12 protein-coding genes and 1 pseudogene are annotated in these 16,089 nt (G+C 43.2%); 1 reads left to right on the top strand and 12 read right to left on the bottom strand.

Annotated features, from left to right (window positions below):
* Nucleotides 1-198: 198 nt before the first annotated feature.
* Nucleotides 199-3,519: an Ig-like domain-containing protein gene (locus KJS57_RS00395; RefSeq protein WP_213653328.1), complete on the bottom strand. Its 3,321-nt coding sequence runs from the start codon at nt 3,517-3,519 to the stop codon at nt 199-201.
* Nucleotides 3,520-3,783: 264 nt separating this feature from the next.
* Nucleotides 3,784-5,193, bottom strand: coding sequence for a hypothetical protein (locus KJS57_RS00390; protein WP_213653327.1), 1,410 nt, complete (start codon nt 5,191-5,193; stop codon nt 3,784-3,786).
* A gap of 251 nt (nt 5,194-5,444) precedes the next feature.
* Here KJS57_RS00390 and KJS57_RS00385 point away from each other — a divergent pair, with 251 nt between their 5' ends.
* Nucleotides 5,445-5,585 carry an NAD(P)-binding domain-containing protein gene (locus tag KJS57_RS00385; protein ID WP_213653326.1) on the top strand — a complete coding sequence of 47 codons (141 nt, stop codon included), beginning with the start codon at nt 5,445-5,447 and terminating at the stop codon, nt 5,583-5,585.
* A 439-nt stretch (nt 5,586-6,024) separates the two neighbouring features.
* On the opposite strand, the pseudogene KJS57_RS00380 reads toward KJS57_RS00385, so the two are convergent.
* The 10 genes and pseudogenes from KJS57_RS00380 to KJS57_RS00335 all read right to left on the bottom strand — a co-directional run bounded on the left by KJS57_RS00380 (nt 6,025) and on the right by KJS57_RS00335 (nt 16,074).
* A pseudogene (locus KJS57_RS00380) lies at nt 6,025-6,651 on the bottom strand (FMN-dependent NADH-azoreductase).
* Nucleotides 6,648-7,577, bottom strand: a complete 930-nt coding sequence (locus KJS57_RS00375) for a DMT family transporter (protein ID WP_213653325.1) — start codon at nt 7,575-7,577, stop codon at nt 6,648-6,650. The pseudogene KJS57_RS00380 and the gene KJS57_RS00375 overlap by 4 nt, the downstream one beginning before the upstream one ends.
* Nucleotides 7,570-8,838 (bottom strand): phytoene desaturase family protein, encoded by a 1,269-nt coding sequence (locus KJS57_RS00370; protein WP_213653324.1) that lies wholly within the window; start codon nt 8,836-8,838, stop codon nt 7,570-7,572. The genes KJS57_RS00375 and KJS57_RS00370 overlap by 8 nt, the downstream gene beginning before the upstream one ends.
* A gap of 57 nt (nt 8,839-8,895) precedes the next feature.
* Complete coding sequence (locus KJS57_RS00365) at nt 8,896-9,504, bottom strand: TetR/AcrR family transcriptional regulator (protein ID WP_213653323.1); 609 nt, start codon at nt 9,502-9,504, stop codon at nt 8,896-8,898.
* A gap of 205 nt (nt 9,505-9,709) precedes the next feature.
* Nucleotides 9,710-9,898 carry a hypothetical protein gene (locus KJS57_RS00360; RefSeq protein ID WP_213653322.1) on the bottom strand — a complete coding sequence of 63 codons (189 nt, stop codon included), beginning with the start codon at nt 9,896-9,898 and terminating at the stop codon, nt 9,710-9,712.
* Between the two features lie 47 nt (nt 9,899-9,945).
* The gene (locus tag KJS57_RS00355; RefSeq protein ID WP_213653321.1) at nt 9,946-11,685 is read right to left on the bottom strand and encodes an ABC-F family ATP-binding cassette domain-containing protein; all 1,740 of its coding nucleotides are present in this window, start codon (nt 11,683-11,685) and stop codon (nt 9,946-9,948) included.
* A 403-nt stretch (nt 11,686-12,088) separates the two neighbouring features.
* Nucleotides 12,089-12,565, bottom strand: a complete 477-nt coding sequence (greA, locus tag KJS57_RS00350; protein WP_213653320.1) for a transcription elongation factor GreA — start codon at nt 12,563-12,565, stop codon at nt 12,089-12,091.
* Between the two features lie 396 nt (nt 12,566-12,961).
* Complete coding sequence (locus tag KJS57_RS00345) at nt 12,962-14,179, bottom strand: Abi family protein (RefSeq protein ID WP_213653319.1); 1,218 nt, start codon at nt 14,177-14,179, stop codon at nt 12,962-12,964.
* Nucleotides 14,180-14,264: 85 nt separating this feature from the next.
* Complete coding sequence (locus KJS57_RS00340) at nt 14,265-14,969, bottom strand: MAE_28990/MAE_18760 family HEPN-like nuclease (RefSeq protein WP_213653318.1); 705 nt, start codon at nt 14,967-14,969, stop codon at nt 14,265-14,267.
* Nucleotides 14,962-16,074, bottom strand: a complete 1,113-nt coding sequence (locus tag KJS57_RS00335; protein WP_213653317.1) for a GmrSD restriction endonuclease domain-containing protein — start codon at nt 16,072-16,074, stop codon at nt 14,962-14,964. The genes KJS57_RS00340 and KJS57_RS00335 overlap by 8 nt, the downstream gene beginning before the upstream one ends.
* Between the last annotated feature and the right edge of the window lie 15 nt (nt 16,075-16,089).

Here is a 16,089-nt window from a genome sequence, read left to right as displayed (position 1 = left end):
TGCATTGGTGTTCCCTTACGGAGCCTTAGGGTTTCCTTCACCCCAAATGACGCGATTCCGCTGTTTGGATAGTTCGCAAACTTCACAATGTTCTAACCCATCGGGTACCTCTGTTCTTCAGGTAAGATTACATAGGAACAATCCATAGAGTTTTCTAGATCGTAAAAAGGCAGCCTCCACATGGAAGCTGCCAGACAGTTATGATTTCTTTTTGAGCTGCTCCAGCATGTTCATTAGAACAACTACTGCCTCCGCTCTTGTTGTGCTGGCTGCCGGATTGAATTTATTGGCACTCGTCCCCTTAAGGATACCCAGACTTTTCAATGCTGTCACTGAATCTTTTGCCCAGGCAGGAATTTCTTTATGGTCCGCAAATAGAGCGTAGTCATTCCCTGCATGAGGCAGATCAAGTGCTTTTGCCACCATTACTCCCATTTCGGCTCGGGTGATGTTCGCATTAGGCCGGAAGGAGCCATCTGCATAACCGTTAATAATGCCTGCCTGCAGTGCCTTGGAAACAGCCCCTTTGGCCCAATCTCCAATCTCGTCTGCATCCGTAAAGCTCGGGTCCGCTACTGTTTCGTCACCATTTATTACATTCATTAACATCAGCAAAAACTCGGCACGCGTTACCGAAGCATTTGGCTTAAACGTGCCGTCCGGATAACCAGAAACAAGACCTTTACTTAGCGCCTGCTTAATGCTTCCCTCCGCCCAATGCATGGAAATGTCACGAACCAGGACATCCCTCGGACTGTCATCCACGGATGCCTCCGTGTTGATATCCACCACGAGCACTGCATACTTCGTTAAATGATCGACTTCTACGGTAATTTGGTCACCTTCAATTTTCCCGCCTTCGACCTTCACCCAGATCTTCTTTATTTCATCATAATAAAATACAGCAGCTGTCTGATCAGCTTTCAGAATGGAGCGATTGAATGTTAGTGTTAATTTTATCGGCTTACTGAAATTCTCCGGAAAGTTTTTGAGCACTTCAAACACCGGACTTGCCAGTATCTCCTGCTTAGTCAATAAGCCTTGTAGATCGGACAGCTTTTCGACCGATAATCTCAGCTCCTGAAGCGAAGCTCCTGCCGGAACTGATATGAGGATTTCATCCCTCAAGCTCACCGTACCCGCCCTGCCAGTCGGAAGCGTCAGGTTGCCGTTTGTAGATGTAACAGAGCTTGCCGGCGAAGCAGCTGGAGGCGAAGCAGCAGCTGGAGGCGAGGAAGACTCTGTCGCGCCGCCCCCAGCTGGAGTTACAGTCAGAACGGAGTAGGCATTCGATTGGGTTATACCCTCTCCCTTGTTGCCCGCGATATTGGTTACGCCTTGATTTTGAAGCTTAATGAAGTTGACTTTTGAACTTACATTGCCTTGAGGGGTCAGAACTGCTGTCCATATCTTTCCCCCGTCAGATGAAGTCACAGGGCTTAATGTACCGTTCTCCACTGTCAGATCATCATTCGTAAAGCCTTCGACCACTTCTGAGAATGTGATTGTCACCAGGGAAGTCTTTCCTACGGTTAAGGAGGTATCTGTAACGATTATCTCAGCTGTTGGTAAGATAGTATGAACTCCATAGTTATTAGATGTCGTTGTACCTGTACCCGCGTTGCCCATCACATCTGTTACATCCGAGTTACCGAGTGTGATGACATTGGTCATCTCCTCCGTATCGGCATCTGGCGTAAGTAATGCTGTCCACGTCTTTCCTCCGTCCGATGAAGTCACCTCGCTCAAGGTGCCGTTCGGAATCGCAAGATTGCCATTCGTAAAGCCTTTTACTGCTTCAGAGAACGTGATTGTCACAGTGGGAGTCTCTCCACTAGTTATCAAGGTATCCGGGACAACGATCTCAGCTGTCGGTCTAATCGTATCGACTGCATAGCTGTTGGAATCAGTCCTGCCTGTACCCGCGTTACCTGCCGAGTTTATTACACCCGAGTTATCGAGTGTGATGACATTGGTCATCTCCTCCACATGGGCATTCGGCGTCAACGTTACCGTCCACGTCTTTCCGCCATCAGCTGTAGTCAACGTGCCTAATGAACCGTTCATCACCGCCAGATCGCCATTTGTAAAGCCTGTTACCATTTCTGAGAAGGTGATGGTCACCAAGGAAGTCTCTCCCACAGTTAACGACGTATCCGAGACAACGATCTCAGCTGTCGGACGGGTTGTATAGATTTCATAGTTACCAGATTGGGCCGTGCCTGATCCTACGTTACCGGCCCGGTCCGCTAACCCCGCGTAATTCAGCGTGAGGACGTTGTTCGGCTTATTGACATGTGCATTCGGCGTTAATGTAGCCGTCCATATTATTCCATCAGATGAAGACAGGCCGCTCAAGGTGCCGTTCGGAACCGTTATGTCGTCAACCGTAAAGCCTGTTACCGCTTCCGTGAACTGGAACGTTACTGTGGAGGTATCCCCCAATTTTAAGTTCGTATCCGAGAGGGTAATCGGACCTGCTAATTCCGGTCTGATGGTATCGACCTCATAGTTGTCGGAATTGACGAAGCCTGTACCCGCATTACCGGCAAGGTCCGTTATGCCCGAATAATTCAGCGTGAGGACGTTGTACGGATTTATCACATTCTCGTCCGGCATTAGTGTTGCCGTCCATGTCATTCCCCCATTGGAGGAAGACAAGCTGCTCAAGGTGCCGTTCGGAACTGTTATGTCGTCAACCGTAAAGCCTACTATCGCCTCCATGAACTGGAACGTCACCGTGGAAGCTTTTCCATTTGCTAATGAGACATCCGAGATTTCAATCGAGCTGGCTAATGACGGCCTGATCGTATCGACCTTATAGTTTGTGGATTCGGCCGAGCCTATGCCTGTGTTTCCGGCCAGATTTTTTACGCCCGAGTAATGCACTGTGAGAACGTTGTACAGCGCTGATACACCGGCAGCCGGCGTTAGCGTTGCCGTCCACGTCATTCCTCCATCGGATGAAGTTACCTCACTCAGGGTGCCGTTCGAAACGGTTATGTCATCAACCGTAAAGCCTGTTATCTCTTCCGTGAAATAGAACGTCACCGTGGAACTCCCCCCAATATTTAACGAGGGATTTGAGATGCTGATCGGACTGGCAAATGCCGGTCTTCTTGTATCGACCACATAGTTGCTGGAATCGACCGTGCCTATACCTTTGATTCCGGCCAGATCAGCTATGTCTCTAAAATCCAGCGTAAGGACATTGTTACTTGCTGATATACCATCAGCCGGCGTTAGCGTTGCCGTCCACGTCATTCCTCCATCGTCTGAAGTTACCTCACTCAAGGTGCCGTGCGGAACGGTTATACTTTCTTTCGAAAAGCCTGTCACCTGTTCTGAAAATGTAATAGTCACCCTAGAACTTTCGCCAGCTTTCAACAAGGGATTCAAAATGTCTATACTTGCTGACAGAGGGGACGCATAAGCTGGATTGACTGGTTGGAAATACGTAAGTCCAATGAGAATGGATGCAATCAATAAAAACACGCCGGTCTTCTTCGTAAAATACATATAAAATCTCCTTCTATTTTTTTGCCTCATCTGAATCGAAGCAGGCCTCAAGCCCTATTCTTAAAAAAGATTATCATGAGCGGACAAATTCGTATAGGTGACAAAAATATGTCTACCCTATAGCAGGAAGCATCACCTTTAAATCAGTGCGGTGAACCGTATCATAAATAACGGTCCCTTTAAAGAGAAAAGGACAGTCGAATCGAATATTCGGCTGTCCTATAAATTAATTAATCTTATATATCACTGAATCAAAGTCACTCGTTATTTTTGATGTAATACATCGTCTTTGTAACCTTTTGAATATAATTCTTGTATATCAACCGTGGATAAATCGCGGCTAAAGCTGTTGGACACGTCTACCCACTTACCATCAACTTCAACTAGAACCCCTTCATATAAATACCCATCTACGCTCTTTACTAAAATGACTGTCTTGTAACCCAACGAATCAAATACTGCTGAATAGACAGTGGCTTCTGAGTAGCCCGTCTTTACTCCATCCACTAAAAGGGTATACGCAGAACCAGGCCGACTCGGACCGTCTGGAATGGTAGCACTACTTGATAAACTCTTCGCTATACTTATACCTTTATCTATTTCTATGATAGCTTCTTTGCTGTATCCGGCATTTACCAGCCCTCCAAAAGTGCTCTCTGCTCGAAGAAGATTAGTATTCCTTCTCTCTCTTACAACAGGGTCTAATCGATCTCCTCTAATCCCCCTTGCTCCGTCAAGATACTCATGATAATACCGATTCACATCCTCATCAACAGCTAAGTCAATCTTGTCATAAGAATCTGTTATTTTAGCTTGAACAATTGACATTACTTCATCATATTCTGCTTGATTTCTACTTGCGTAAGTATGACTACCGTATTGAACAGTCAAGCCAAATGCATTGTTGTTTTCAGACGGCGCAATTATAGTAGATGAAGGGGTTGTTGGCTGTGTTACTTTACCCCCTGAACTAAGGAAAGTATCATAACGTTTCATAAAAGATACCATATGTGCTCTAGCTAACTTATCGTCTACCCCGTAATTATCATAAGTTAAGCCTTGTGATGCGTTTTTACCACTAGATAGACCTGCATCATACATAAACTGTACAGAATCTTTTAAACTCATCTCTTTACCGAAGTGGAGAGTAGCCATAGCTCTTGCTAACTTACCACGGGTTACTACCCCATTAGCCTTTGATTGATTTTGGATAGAACCCACTGTCGGTACTTTGTATTTACTAGCTAGTTGATAAGCTTGAGCTGCCCACCAATTATTCAACGGTTTTGTACTGTCTAACTCTTGTGGATGCATATACCGGAAAATAATAGATAACATCTGAGCCTCCGATAAATCCCCATAAGGATTTAACCAGTTCCCTTTTTCCTTGTTTTTAGGATTAGCGGGGTTAACTGTGTGTTGATACCCACTAATAATACCTTTGTCTATCGCCCACAACATATCTTGTGACCAGTACTGGCCATTTTTGAAGTCGTTATACTGAATAGTGCCAGCAACCGGATTATAACTATTTCGGTTATTTGGCAATTCACTTGCGGATGCCAAACTTCCGGGTACTGCCATAGAGGCTATTAATGTAGAAGAGATGAAAACTCGTTTAACATTCTTTAAATAACCCTTGTTATTCATACTACTTTTAAAGTCCTCTGCCATGATGTGATATAACCTCCATTTAATTGCTAATCGGTAATCCCAGTAACGGTTGTCCTCCAAAAAATACGTAATTCTCGAAAGGGTCGTTTAGGTGTCATCGGGATCTATGTATATTTATTTAATCGGCATTGAGGCTGCCATGTATAAATGGGTGTTAGGTGACGAAACCAAAAGTTGCATGGCCCCGAAAATACGGAACTTCTGTAAGCTCCCTCAACTTGATAAGCTAAGATCAATAAGAAGAAGGAGTGATGATTATGAACATTTCGGTTATGGGAACTGGCAATATGGGTAAGGCATTGGTGAAGCAGTTGGGCACATTCGGTAATCATTCTGTCCTGTGGGGTTCACGGGACCCGACGCGTCTGCAACATTCGTTGCGATCTCTCTAAGATTATCGATGATGTGATCGTATCGCTCGATTTCTTCGGCTTCGGAGACCGCAATTTCGTGCATGAGTTAAAACGTTCACTATGGGAACAGATTTATTTTCAGATTGTGGAGAAACGGACAGGATTGGGTCTCTTGAGGCTGAGAAGAATGGGTCACTAAATCGCAGGTCGGAGATTGAGCATGAACTTATTATACCGACTATCAAAGAGGTATCATTTGAGCATGTGTTTCATGTCCTAATTGCTTTCTTTCTCCAAGGTAATAACGAAATAATCAGTAAGATAACCGTTTAACAGCCAAAAGAAGCCTCAAAGATAATGTATTGTTCTTTGAGGCTTCCCTTAACGATCGGTCTGTGCTTACTTGTGGTACGGTTCGCCGTGCTGTCTGTAAAGGCAAGTTTTAAGGCCACCCGTTAAAAGCTTAGCCTAGAGTCCCTTAGAAGCCAACCGCCATTTCCCTTGCGCTCTCGATTCCCTCGGCAATAATGGCTTCTGCCTGATCCCGATATTGGTGATGCCCTTCAATAATGACATTCGTAAAATCAGTTACACCAAAGAAGGTCATGATATTTCGGATGTAGGAAAAGGCCATTTCCATTGCTGCAGATGGTCCCTCGGAGTAAACCCCTCCACGCGCATGAAGAAGCGCCAACTTCTTATTCGGAATGAGACCTACCGGGCCTTCCGCCGTATACTTGAAGGTTTTTCCGGCTTGATTCAAATAATCCAGGTAGGTATGCAGCACGGCCGGTAGGGTCATATTTCACATTGGAAACCCGAAGATCACTTTGTCCGCGGCAAGGAATTGATTCAAGTATTTGCTCGCCACTTCGACAGCCTTTTGTTCAGGTCCTGTCAGCGGGATGCCGCGAGCGGCCTTGAAATGACCATTAATCATATCGGCGTCCAGATAAGGCATATCTTCCTTGAAAAGATCAAGTTCCATGATCTTGTCGTCAGGATGGCTCTCTTTGTAGCTGTCCAGAAAGGCTTGATACAACATTACGCTCACTGCCTGGTCTACAGGCCGATTATTCGCTTTTACAAACAATACTGTACTCATATGGCCAACTCTTCCTTCCGTATACGTAGATTCGTTCCAATGACTCCTGCAACAATAAACGCTGAACCGATGAAATGATACCAAGCAACAGGTTCACTGAGAACCCAGGCGCCGGCGGCAATGGAGACGACCGTCGACAAGTTGATAAACACGCCCATTCGCGAAGCTTCGATTCGGGACAAGATGTAGTTCCCCATCAGTGCGGTGGCGACTTGAACCACACCAAGGTAGAGAATCAGCAGCACGAACGTCATGCTCGCTAGCGGTGTCATCATACTACGCAGTGAACCTTCCCACATATGGGAGGCAAAAGAAAATAGTAGCGATACCGCAAATCCAACCCCCACCATGAAAAAACTGATCTCCGATGTGCTAAAATATCTCGATACGGAACGGGCCAGCACACTGTATCCGGCGAAAGCCGCGCAAGCCAGCAGCAACAGTAGAACACCTTTCATATGGGTAAAGCCGATGCCGTTCCCCTTCATGATGAAAATAAAGGAGACGCCTAACACAGACAAGAGGATGGATAGCTTCTGAATCCGGGACGTCTTCTCTTTCAAAAACACCGATGCCAGAAACAGCGTCGCGAGAGGCGCAAGTGCATTAATAATGCCTCCTTCTGCGGAAGTTGCATCCTGCAATCCGTAGGTTTGCAAGGTGAAAAAACCGATTGGATACATACTGGACAGGATCAGCAATTTGTATAACGGTTTGCCACGGTAGTTCAATTTAAACAGACCGGACGCTGCCATGATGGAAAGGATGGCAAACGCTGAGGCAAAGCGGAATGTCAGGGTATCGAACGGGCTTGCGTAGTCAAGCGACATTTTGACAAAGAGGAACGAAATTCCGATGACGACAGCGTTGACAACGGCCAACATGTAAGCCAGCTTAACCCCTTTAGACGAAGCTGAGCTAGACATTGCGGATCACCTCCAAAGCAGCTTGCTTCGCGCTTGCCATGCCTGCATCCGCGAGGCGCCCATCCCCGCCGACCCAGTCTCCGGCGACGTATAATCCGTGGATTTCCGGCACAATCGGTCCGGGAGCCGGCCCCGCCCCACCATGGCGGACCGTGCGTAAATCATGAGCGACAAGAACATTCGGCGTGAAACGGATAGCTACAACTTCCCGCTCCCAGCCAGGCTCCAGAAGATCAAGGAGACGGGTAAGCTCTGCTTCATCTGCCATGCCGTCTCTTGTTGCTTCGTTGCCGTTATATCTCATGGCATGGAGCACATGCGCTCCGTTATCGCTCAATTGAACTGCCCCCGAGTGTTTGGAGAAATACAAGGGTTGATCCAGCCCAAGTGCAAAAACTCGTTCAGGATGAGGCAGATGTCTCAGCGCGATATCCAGACATGCGGCATACAACGGGCTCGATTCCTCCTTCCATTTCCCGATTGACATCCTATCCGCACCCTGAACGAGCCGGCAGACCTCATTCGGACCACTTCCCGCGATAACGGCATCCACCTCGATTTTCGTCCCATCCGACAACAACAGCGCATCGACGATACCGTCTTTATGCATGATTTGCTCGGCACTGCGACCGGTCAGGATGACAGCGCCGGCTTGAATAGCCGCTTCGCGCAAATCGTTCACAACGGTCTGCCAGCCACCGTCCACATAACGGACACCCTGACCGGCTAGCTGACCTTGCTCTATCACGTAACCTGCGCTTAACTCACTCATATTGTTGCAATAAGACCATTGTCGGCACATCGCATAGAAGAAGAAGCGCACCCGTTCATGCCGGACGTGTCGGTCCACCCAATCTTGAATACTGGTCGAACGAATCGAATGAGTGTCGATCAGACTTAATCCGCCCATCAGCTTGCCCCATTCCGCATTTTCCTCCAGAGTTAAATCTTGGGGAACACTAACCATCTTCCCTTGCCAAATGCCGATCATACTGCCCTTGGAGGCATATCCCCCATCAGGCAGGCAATTGAGTTCTCTCAGAATTTGAAGCGCGGCTCCTCCTTCATACATCGCATGAGGCCCCAAATTGAAGAGTGCGCCATTCATCCGTTCTGTTTGAGCAAGCCCGCCTAACAGACTGTCCTTCTCAAGCAATAGAACCGACTTCCCCGACCTAGCCAGATATACGGCTGCCGTAAGACCTGTCAGTCCTCCGCCGATTACTGCCACATCATACCGATTTTCTTTTTGTCCTGTCATATCAACCGCTCCTTTTTTGTCTGTCAGTACTTACTGACATTATACTTGTAAAAATAGCTAGGGGGTTAAAGCCCTAGCAAACATCCTGACACTTTCCTCGATAAAAGGTTCCAGCGCGATTCTCGGGTAGTTCTTCCCGGCTTCCAGATTGTTCACGAATGCCCCGTACTGCGACATCATGAATGTAAAAGCTTGCATCCTCGGATCCGTTAAATGCAGTTTGCCTTTCTCGCTCATCGTGTTGAAATAACTCGTCAGAAACTCGAGTAACTGCAGAGGATGCCGATGCAGCCGTTCTTTAAATTCCGGCATCTGAGCTTCGTCCTTGATGCTGATCTGGACCAATTTGCGATTGCGGTTCATGACCTCGTGATACGTCTTACTTATCCTCAGGAGGTCTTTCTCCAATTCCCATGACAGCTTCTCCTCAAAAATCTTTCTCATCTCTTCTGCGTAATGATACCGGTCGAAGGCGGCCTCAAGAAGCCTTTGCTTGCTGCCGAAGTGCCGGAACAATGTCTTCTCACTCAGGCCGGCGGCCGTAGCAATCTCTTGTGTAGTAACGCCGTTGTAGCCTCTCTCCGAGATGAGATCAATCGCCACTAGCAAGAGTCTTTCGCTGCTTCCCAGTTTGCTGGTGTCTATGACAAGCACCTCGCTTTTCATCAATGTCTGTCAGTGGTGACTGACATTATCTTATCCCATTTTAGAATGGCTGTCAACCGTTTATTCACTCGAAATTGGTCTGCCGTCTGTCCCAGTGGAGGAGCCCATAGTTATCCAGTTGTCTTGTGGTAGATCGCCATCAGTTTATAACTCCTAAATATCGACTCACTTCCTCGGAAGAATGCATCGGATAGAGTAACGGGATTTACTCGAGCGGCTGATAGCCCTCTTCAGCGATCCATGCCCCCAGCGCTTCACTCGCCTTACAATTGTCTTTATAGGGGTCGCAGCAGCGATGGATATAAGAGGCAACTTCCTTCACGCCGCTTAGTTTGGCGAACGCCATAGTGAATTCAATAAGTATGCAGTAAAAAGACACTGAGATATTATTCATCAGTGTCTTTTTTGGCCTTTTTCTACCGTTACTATAAGCGTTGCCGTCTAAAGCTGCTTAATGATGTCTTCCAACTCGTCGACCAAGCCTTTTGCCGTTTCAAAATCCGTATTTTTCAAAGCTAATTCGATCTGCATTTCAACGGCCTTTTTCTTTTGTTCGTTTTCCAAATAGTCTTTATTAAAATGACTGGCGTAGATCATCTGTCTGAATTTGCGCATACTCATTTTTCTAATCGTCTTGTCGTCAATGATCAGCACATAATCCATGCCGTTTACGACGGAATAGAAATCGTGGGATATCATCAAAATCGCGCCTTTGTAGTCTTCGATGGCTTTCTCCAGCGCAATCTGCGTATAGAGGTCCAAATGGCTGGTCGGTTCGTCAAGCAGCAGCAGGTCGGCTTGGCTACCAGCGACTTTAGCCAGTTGAAGCATGTTTTTTTCTCCACCTGATAATGATTGGATCTTCTGATCCAGAATATCGCCTTCAAAGCCGTAGTTCGCAAGATGCGCTCTAATCTCGTCATACGTTTTGAACCCAGCGTCGATGAATTCATTAAGGATCGTATTGTAGTCTTTTAGCGTTTCGCCTTGAAGCTGCGATAAATAAGCCACTTTCACATCTGCATTGATTTCAATGGAGTCATGGTTGTTTTTGAAGATTTCACGGAGCAAAGTCGTTTTCCCTGTGCCGTTCGGGCCGATGATCGCGACTTTATCTGTAGATTGGATTTCAAAATTAACGTTGTGCAGAAGCAGCTCGTCGAAGGCGACGCTGTAATTGGCAACCTTTACAACAGTGGCGTCTTCCACTTCACGATCCAGATCAAAACGAATATTCGGCTGCTTGATCTCGACAAACGGCGCTTTGATTCGGCGTGCTTCCAATCTTTCCTGAAACTTAACTCTGGCTTTTAATGCTCGGCCTCTGGACGCGTCTGCAACATTCGTTGCGATCTCTCTAAGATTATCGATGATGTGATCGTATCGCTCGATTTCTTCGGCTTCGGCGACCGCGATTTCTTGCAGCTCGATCTTGGTCTGAAGCAGCGAGAAGTTATAATCGATATACCACCCGTCAAACTCCTGGATCTCCATGTTTTCGAGGTGGATGATTTTATTGAAGCAATGATTCAACAGATAGCGGTTGTGCGTAACGACCAGCAGCATGCCTTTGTGGGAATTGATCAATTTTTTGAGTGCGTTGAGGTTTTCAAAATCCAAAAACACGTCCGGTTCGTCCATGATCATCAAGTCCGGGCTGCCGAGCATTTCCTTCATGACTTGAATCAGCTTGAATTCCCCGCCGCTCAAGGAAGATACTCTGGCGTCTTTCAGCTTCATCAGATTGGCGAGATTCAGCTGCTTATTAATTGTGCTTTCGAAATCATCCCCGCCTATTGCATCGAGTGCGTCCAACGCCGATTGATACTTTTCCATCAGCGAATCCATATCCGACGTGGTTTCCATCTCAGCATAAATCGCGGTGAGCTCGTCCTGGATCTTGATAAAGTCTTCCCCGATATATTCAAAAACGGTCATTTCTTTCGTTTTGTCCACCTGCGAGAACTGACTGACGTACCCGATTCTACAATCCGGGTCAATCTCCAGCTTGCCCTCGAACAAATGCCTTTCCGGGTCCATCAACATCTCGATCAGTGTACTTTTCCCGCTGCCGCTCGTGCCTATAAAGGCGCAGTGTTGGCCTTCTTCGAGTGTGAAGGAAATGTTTTGATATAGCTCTTTTTGCGGGAAAGAGAAGGATAGGTTATCTATTTTAATCATGGTGTACCTTTCTGAATCGCCATAACGGCGGTTATTGTAGGTGTGCGGCAGCGTGTAAACTTAAGGTTGCCGATTTTCAGATTAACACTGTTTGGTGGGGAGTACAATTGATTTGTAGGTTATACTCTTTTTGGAATTTTCTTCGCTAACTATTAGAGCTGAATTTGCTAAAACCTCAAGGCTCTGAGTTTTTACTTGTGGTACGGTTCTCCGTAACATCCAAAGAGCGAAATTGAAAGGCACCCAACCGGGTGCCTTTCACATGAAACTAAACTAATCTCTAAGTACTTAAGCCCTCTCAACTTTTAAAATCTGGGATCCAGATAGATTTTCCAACATGAACATTTACGTTTAACAAAAAATCACACATTGAAAAAGGTGCCATCATGAAATGAGACTCTTTTCAAATTTTGATTTCGAGCAGCTCATATTGAAGGTTGCCCATCGGCGCATCTACGTTAATTATATCCCCTACCTTTTTGCCCAAAAGACCCTTTCCGAGTGGACTTTCGTAAGAAATTTTGTTCTCGGCCACATTTGCTTCAGCCGGACCGACAATGCGGTATTCGATCTTCTCGGCGAATTCAATATCAATTAAGATCACAAAAGAGCCTACGCTGACTTCATTCAAGTCCACACTGTCCGCATTCACGACCCGTGCCCGCTTTACTATCCGCTCCAGGGCCAAAATTCGGGTTTCCATGTGCGCCTGATCATCCTTGGCAGAATGGTACTCACTGTTTTCTTTAAGATCGCCATAACTGATCGCCACTTTCAACCGCTCCGCTAACTCCTTACGCTTGACCGTCTTGAGCTCGTGGAGCTCTTCCTCAATCTGCTCCAAGCCCTCTTGCGTCAATATTACTTCATCTTTATCCATGGTTTCAGTCCTCATTCCCTATAGTCTGTACCATTTTACCCTATTTCGGACTGCAATAGCTCAAATAGTTATTGGATATTAGGAAAGCAGAAAACTGGCTCTTCGCAATAAAAACTTCGCCCTACTTATGATATGGCTCTCCGTATCACACTAAAGGCGAAATAGAATACATTTATATTTTCTATAACGATAGTCGTTAAAAATAAAAATTGAGTCCTGAGAGTTTCACCTATTGAAGGAAGTTCTCAAATGCTTTATAAATACAAAGCCACCTTATCTTAGAAGATAAGGTGGCTAGGGACTTTTAGCAAGCTACGCAAGCTTGGCACGCCGTCTTGGCTACTCGTTATTATATGTATTCATTTTAGCTTATATTCGTGCTTAAGTCAATTAATCTTAGATCCATTCATTTATATTTGAATTTCCCATCCTCTCAAATAAAGCAACAGTAATCTCACCATTACCATACTTAGTTTCGTTAGTCCAAAAATTATGTAAAAACAATTTTATTTCGGATAAATCAATATAAACTCTTAATATTTTTAATACATCGAATAATCTAATTACATATTGTGATCTCATAGGTGATAAGTGTAAGTCAGAAATTAGATGACTATTTACTTTTAAATTCGGTGACGTCCTGAATCGATTAACCAGTTCAAAATGTGCGCAAGAATTTCGCAACTCTTTAATTATCTCCAAAGAGTTTAAGAATTTCTCCTTCTCGTAAGGCTTCAAATTAAAGTCTCTTAATACCGCATCAAGAGTGCGCTTTTTTAATCCATACATTAATACAATTAAATCGTTTAACATTAATGTTTTAATCACAACCCAGAACGGTGGATTATTATATTCATTAATGTATGAAAATTTCAGCTTACAATCGTCAATGTAGTTTAAACCTTGTATTATTTCTTCTCTTTGTATATTTATGTTGAGGGATACAGTTGATCCAGAAGTCGTACTTACTGTATGTAGTGCAGCTAAAAGTGTTCTTTGGTTTGAATTATAGAATATACAGTTGCCTGCTTTTACTTCTTTTATTGAAGAAGATCCAAAACGCCCAGTAAAGATACCTCTTAATATAGTCTTTGAAGGTTGATAGGTTACAACTCCATTAAATATACCTCTAAATTTCCCTCTATATTTATAGTTACTTCTAAATAATTTATGAGTTTTTTCTTGTTCACTGGAATTGTAAAAATAATTTACATATTGTTTTGGGCCATCAGTTGGTCCCGGTTTATTATAATAACTTATGTCTATATAATTATTGTTTTCTGCTAAAGTTGAACAATGATTTTTACAAAAATGATAGGAGATTGTTGTTTTTAATTTTGTTTCGAAGTCTGATATTTTCTTTAGTATTAGGCTCGAGAATTGCTTATCAAAATCATGAAGTCTTAAAAAATTATCAAATGACTTTTTAGTATATTTTTTAGGTAAACGCTTCGAGTCATCAAGTAATAATGTCTCATGACCATTTATAAGATCAAAATAGTTCTTATCTTGAAGATGTTCTTTAGCGGAACTAAAATTGTTAATCTGCAATCCCCTATTTTTTAATAAGCGAATCTGATCGTAGATCGTAATAAATTCTTTGTCACTTGGCAACAAAATCCCCCCTTCTAATTATTCTACTAAAAAATAAATCTATATTAATAGACAATATAAGTACAATATTCGCAAATACTCTGTATTAAACACCCAACTCTGGAACCTGTTTTAGATATTTTTTCTTAAATGCAGCATCAAATACCAATTCTTTGAACTTCTCCATAAGTTTTAGAATCTCATGATATAGATTTTCAAATTCTTCTTTTGCCCTTTTTTCTTCTTCACTTTTATCTTTCCTAGGGTCTACAATTGATACATATTCACCATGAGCAATTTTATTTCGCTCAAGCACTAGATTTTCCTTTATAAAGTTTTCCTTCATCTCAAAATCTTCACAGTCCAAACCCAAACTAAATAATATATCTTCTAATATTTCATAAGTTAAGTTTGAGTCAGTATCTACAATAAGTTTATCCATTTCATTAACATTAAATATTTTCTCGGATTCATACAATAACTCACTTATAATTTCAGAATGTGATAAACATCTATTAGATTGCCTCGAGTTAACTATTGTTTTCTTCATTGATAAAGTGAGGAAATTGTCCTTCATATCAATACATTTTATATTTAGCTTGTTTAAATATTTTAGATACTCTCGAGCAGTTGTCTTAATAAATCCTTCCCAATGACCATACAATAATGTTATTCCTGATCTTATTGAAGTAACTAATAGATTTCCCTCTGCCCCATCAACATTATTTTTAAGTATCGTAAGCTCACGTTTTCTCCAAGAGATGTTTTTATCAAGTTTTGTTTGAAACTTCTCGAGCGAGTACTCAGCCATTCATAAATACTCCCTTGCTTAATGTTGCTAGATCTTTTAACCTCGTGATAGGGCGAGCGCCCCCTCTAGTTGTAGCACTTAGATATTGCGGAGAATTATATATATTTTTAATTTTTTGAATCATTTCCTCAGGTGCCATCTTATTCATTTCATCTATATTCTCACTTAAACCTGCAATCACCACTTCAAATGCTGGCATTAAAAAACCACCTCTAAACTTGCCCTTCTCATGATCAAATTTTCGAAAACTGTCGTCTGAGAGAATTGTATCAAGATAAGCAAAGGTCTTGTAGAATACCTCTGCTTCTTTCTGTATATCTAGTTCTCCACTTTCAACTATATTAATAATTTCTTCCGAAATATATTCTCCAATATCTTCATTACCTTTAATCTTGCTTAAATCTGCATGTCGAATAACTAAATAACGCATTAAAATTTCCATATTAAACTGTTCTAATTGTTGTTTTTCTGAAAGAGGTATGCAATTCACAAATGGCTGATATTTCACAAGTTCTGCTGCCCACAGATAAAAGTCCCTATTAATCATTATTAATAGACAATTTCTAACTTCTTGGTCTGATAACTTTGATCCGCCTGTATTGATTCTTTGGAATAGTTCGTATTTCGCATCCTTATCACTAGTTTTTTTTATAATTTTAATATCAAATTTCGATCTTTTAAAATCAATTCTTAACTCTTGAGTAAAAGAGTTTTCTGGATCATCAAGGTTTTCCCACATTTTATTCTCTAAGGATGGTAGAAACTTTGTACCTAATAATTTACTAGGCGGCTTTAACGTATCATCTGTGAGTTTTAATAAACCCATAAATTCAAATATTGTCGATAGTCTCTGCAACCCATCAATAACATCCCATATCCCCTTCTCACCATGAGCAACAAAAATCGGAGGTATCGGTATTCCTAAAAGTATCGATTCTATTAATTTTGTTTTTTGGGAGTCTGACCATCTAAAAAACCTTTGAAATTCCGGATTAACTATTAATTCGCCATCCTTGTACATATTCGCCAACTCTCCAATTGACATTGGATATCCATCGGCTTGAATTTCTTTTGCTTTTTTATCTATCTCTTCTTGTAATGACATTGCTGATCCCTCCCA

Source organism: Paenibacillus vini (genome assembly GCF_018403325.1).
Taxonomy (GTDB): Bacteria; Bacillota; Bacilli; order Paenibacillales; family Paenibacillaceae; genus Fontibacillus; species Fontibacillus vini.
Note: the sequence above shows the minus strand (reverse complement) of the source record. Positions and strands in the feature narration are given on the sequence as shown.

What these genes read in the sequence shown, in the direction of transcription:
- KJS57_RS00355 (WP_213653321.1), bottom strand. Translation starts at nt 11,685, where the DNA reads ATGATTAAAATAGATAACCTATCCTTCTCTTTCCCGCAAAAAGAGCTA.
- KJS57_RS00390 (WP_213653327.1), bottom strand. Translation starts at nt 5,193, where the DNA reads ATGGCAGAGGACTTTAAAAGTAGTATGAATAACAAGGGTTATTTAAAG.
- greA (WP_213653320.1), bottom strand. Translation starts at nt 12,565, where the DNA reads ATGGATAAAGATGAAGTAATATTGACGCAAGAGGGCTTGGAGCAGATT.
- KJS57_RS00395 (WP_213653328.1), bottom strand. Translation starts at nt 3,519, where the DNA reads ATGTATTTTACGAAGAAGACCGGCGTGTTTTTATTGATTGCATCCATT.
- KJS57_RS00340 (WP_213653318.1), bottom strand. Translation starts at nt 14,969, where the DNA reads ATGGCTGAGTACTCGCTCGAGAAGTTTCAAACAAAACTTGATAAAAAC.
- KJS57_RS00370 (WP_213653324.1), bottom strand. Translation starts at nt 8,838, where the DNA reads ATGACAGGACAAAAAGAAAATCGGTATGATGTGGCAGTAATCGGCGGA.
- KJS57_RS00375 (WP_213653325.1), bottom strand. Translation starts at nt 7,577, where the DNA reads ATGTCTAGCTCAGCTTCGTCTAAAGGGGTTAAGCTGGCTTACATGTTG.
- KJS57_RS00385 (WP_213653326.1), top strand. Translation starts at nt 5,445, where the DNA reads ATGATTATGAACATTTCGGTTATGGGAACTGGCAATATGGGTAAGGCA.
- KJS57_RS00360 (WP_213653322.1), bottom strand. Translation starts at nt 9,898, where the DNA reads ATGAATAATATCTCAGTGTCTTTTTACTGCATACTTATTGAATTCACT.
- KJS57_RS00335 (WP_213653317.1), bottom strand. Translation starts at nt 16,074, where the DNA reads ATGTCATTACAAGAAGAGATAGATAAAAAAGCAAAAGAAATTCAAGCC.
- KJS57_RS00365 (WP_213653323.1), bottom strand. Translation starts at nt 9,504, where the DNA reads ATGAAAAGCGAGGTGCTTGTCATAGACACCAGCAAACTGGGAAGCAGC.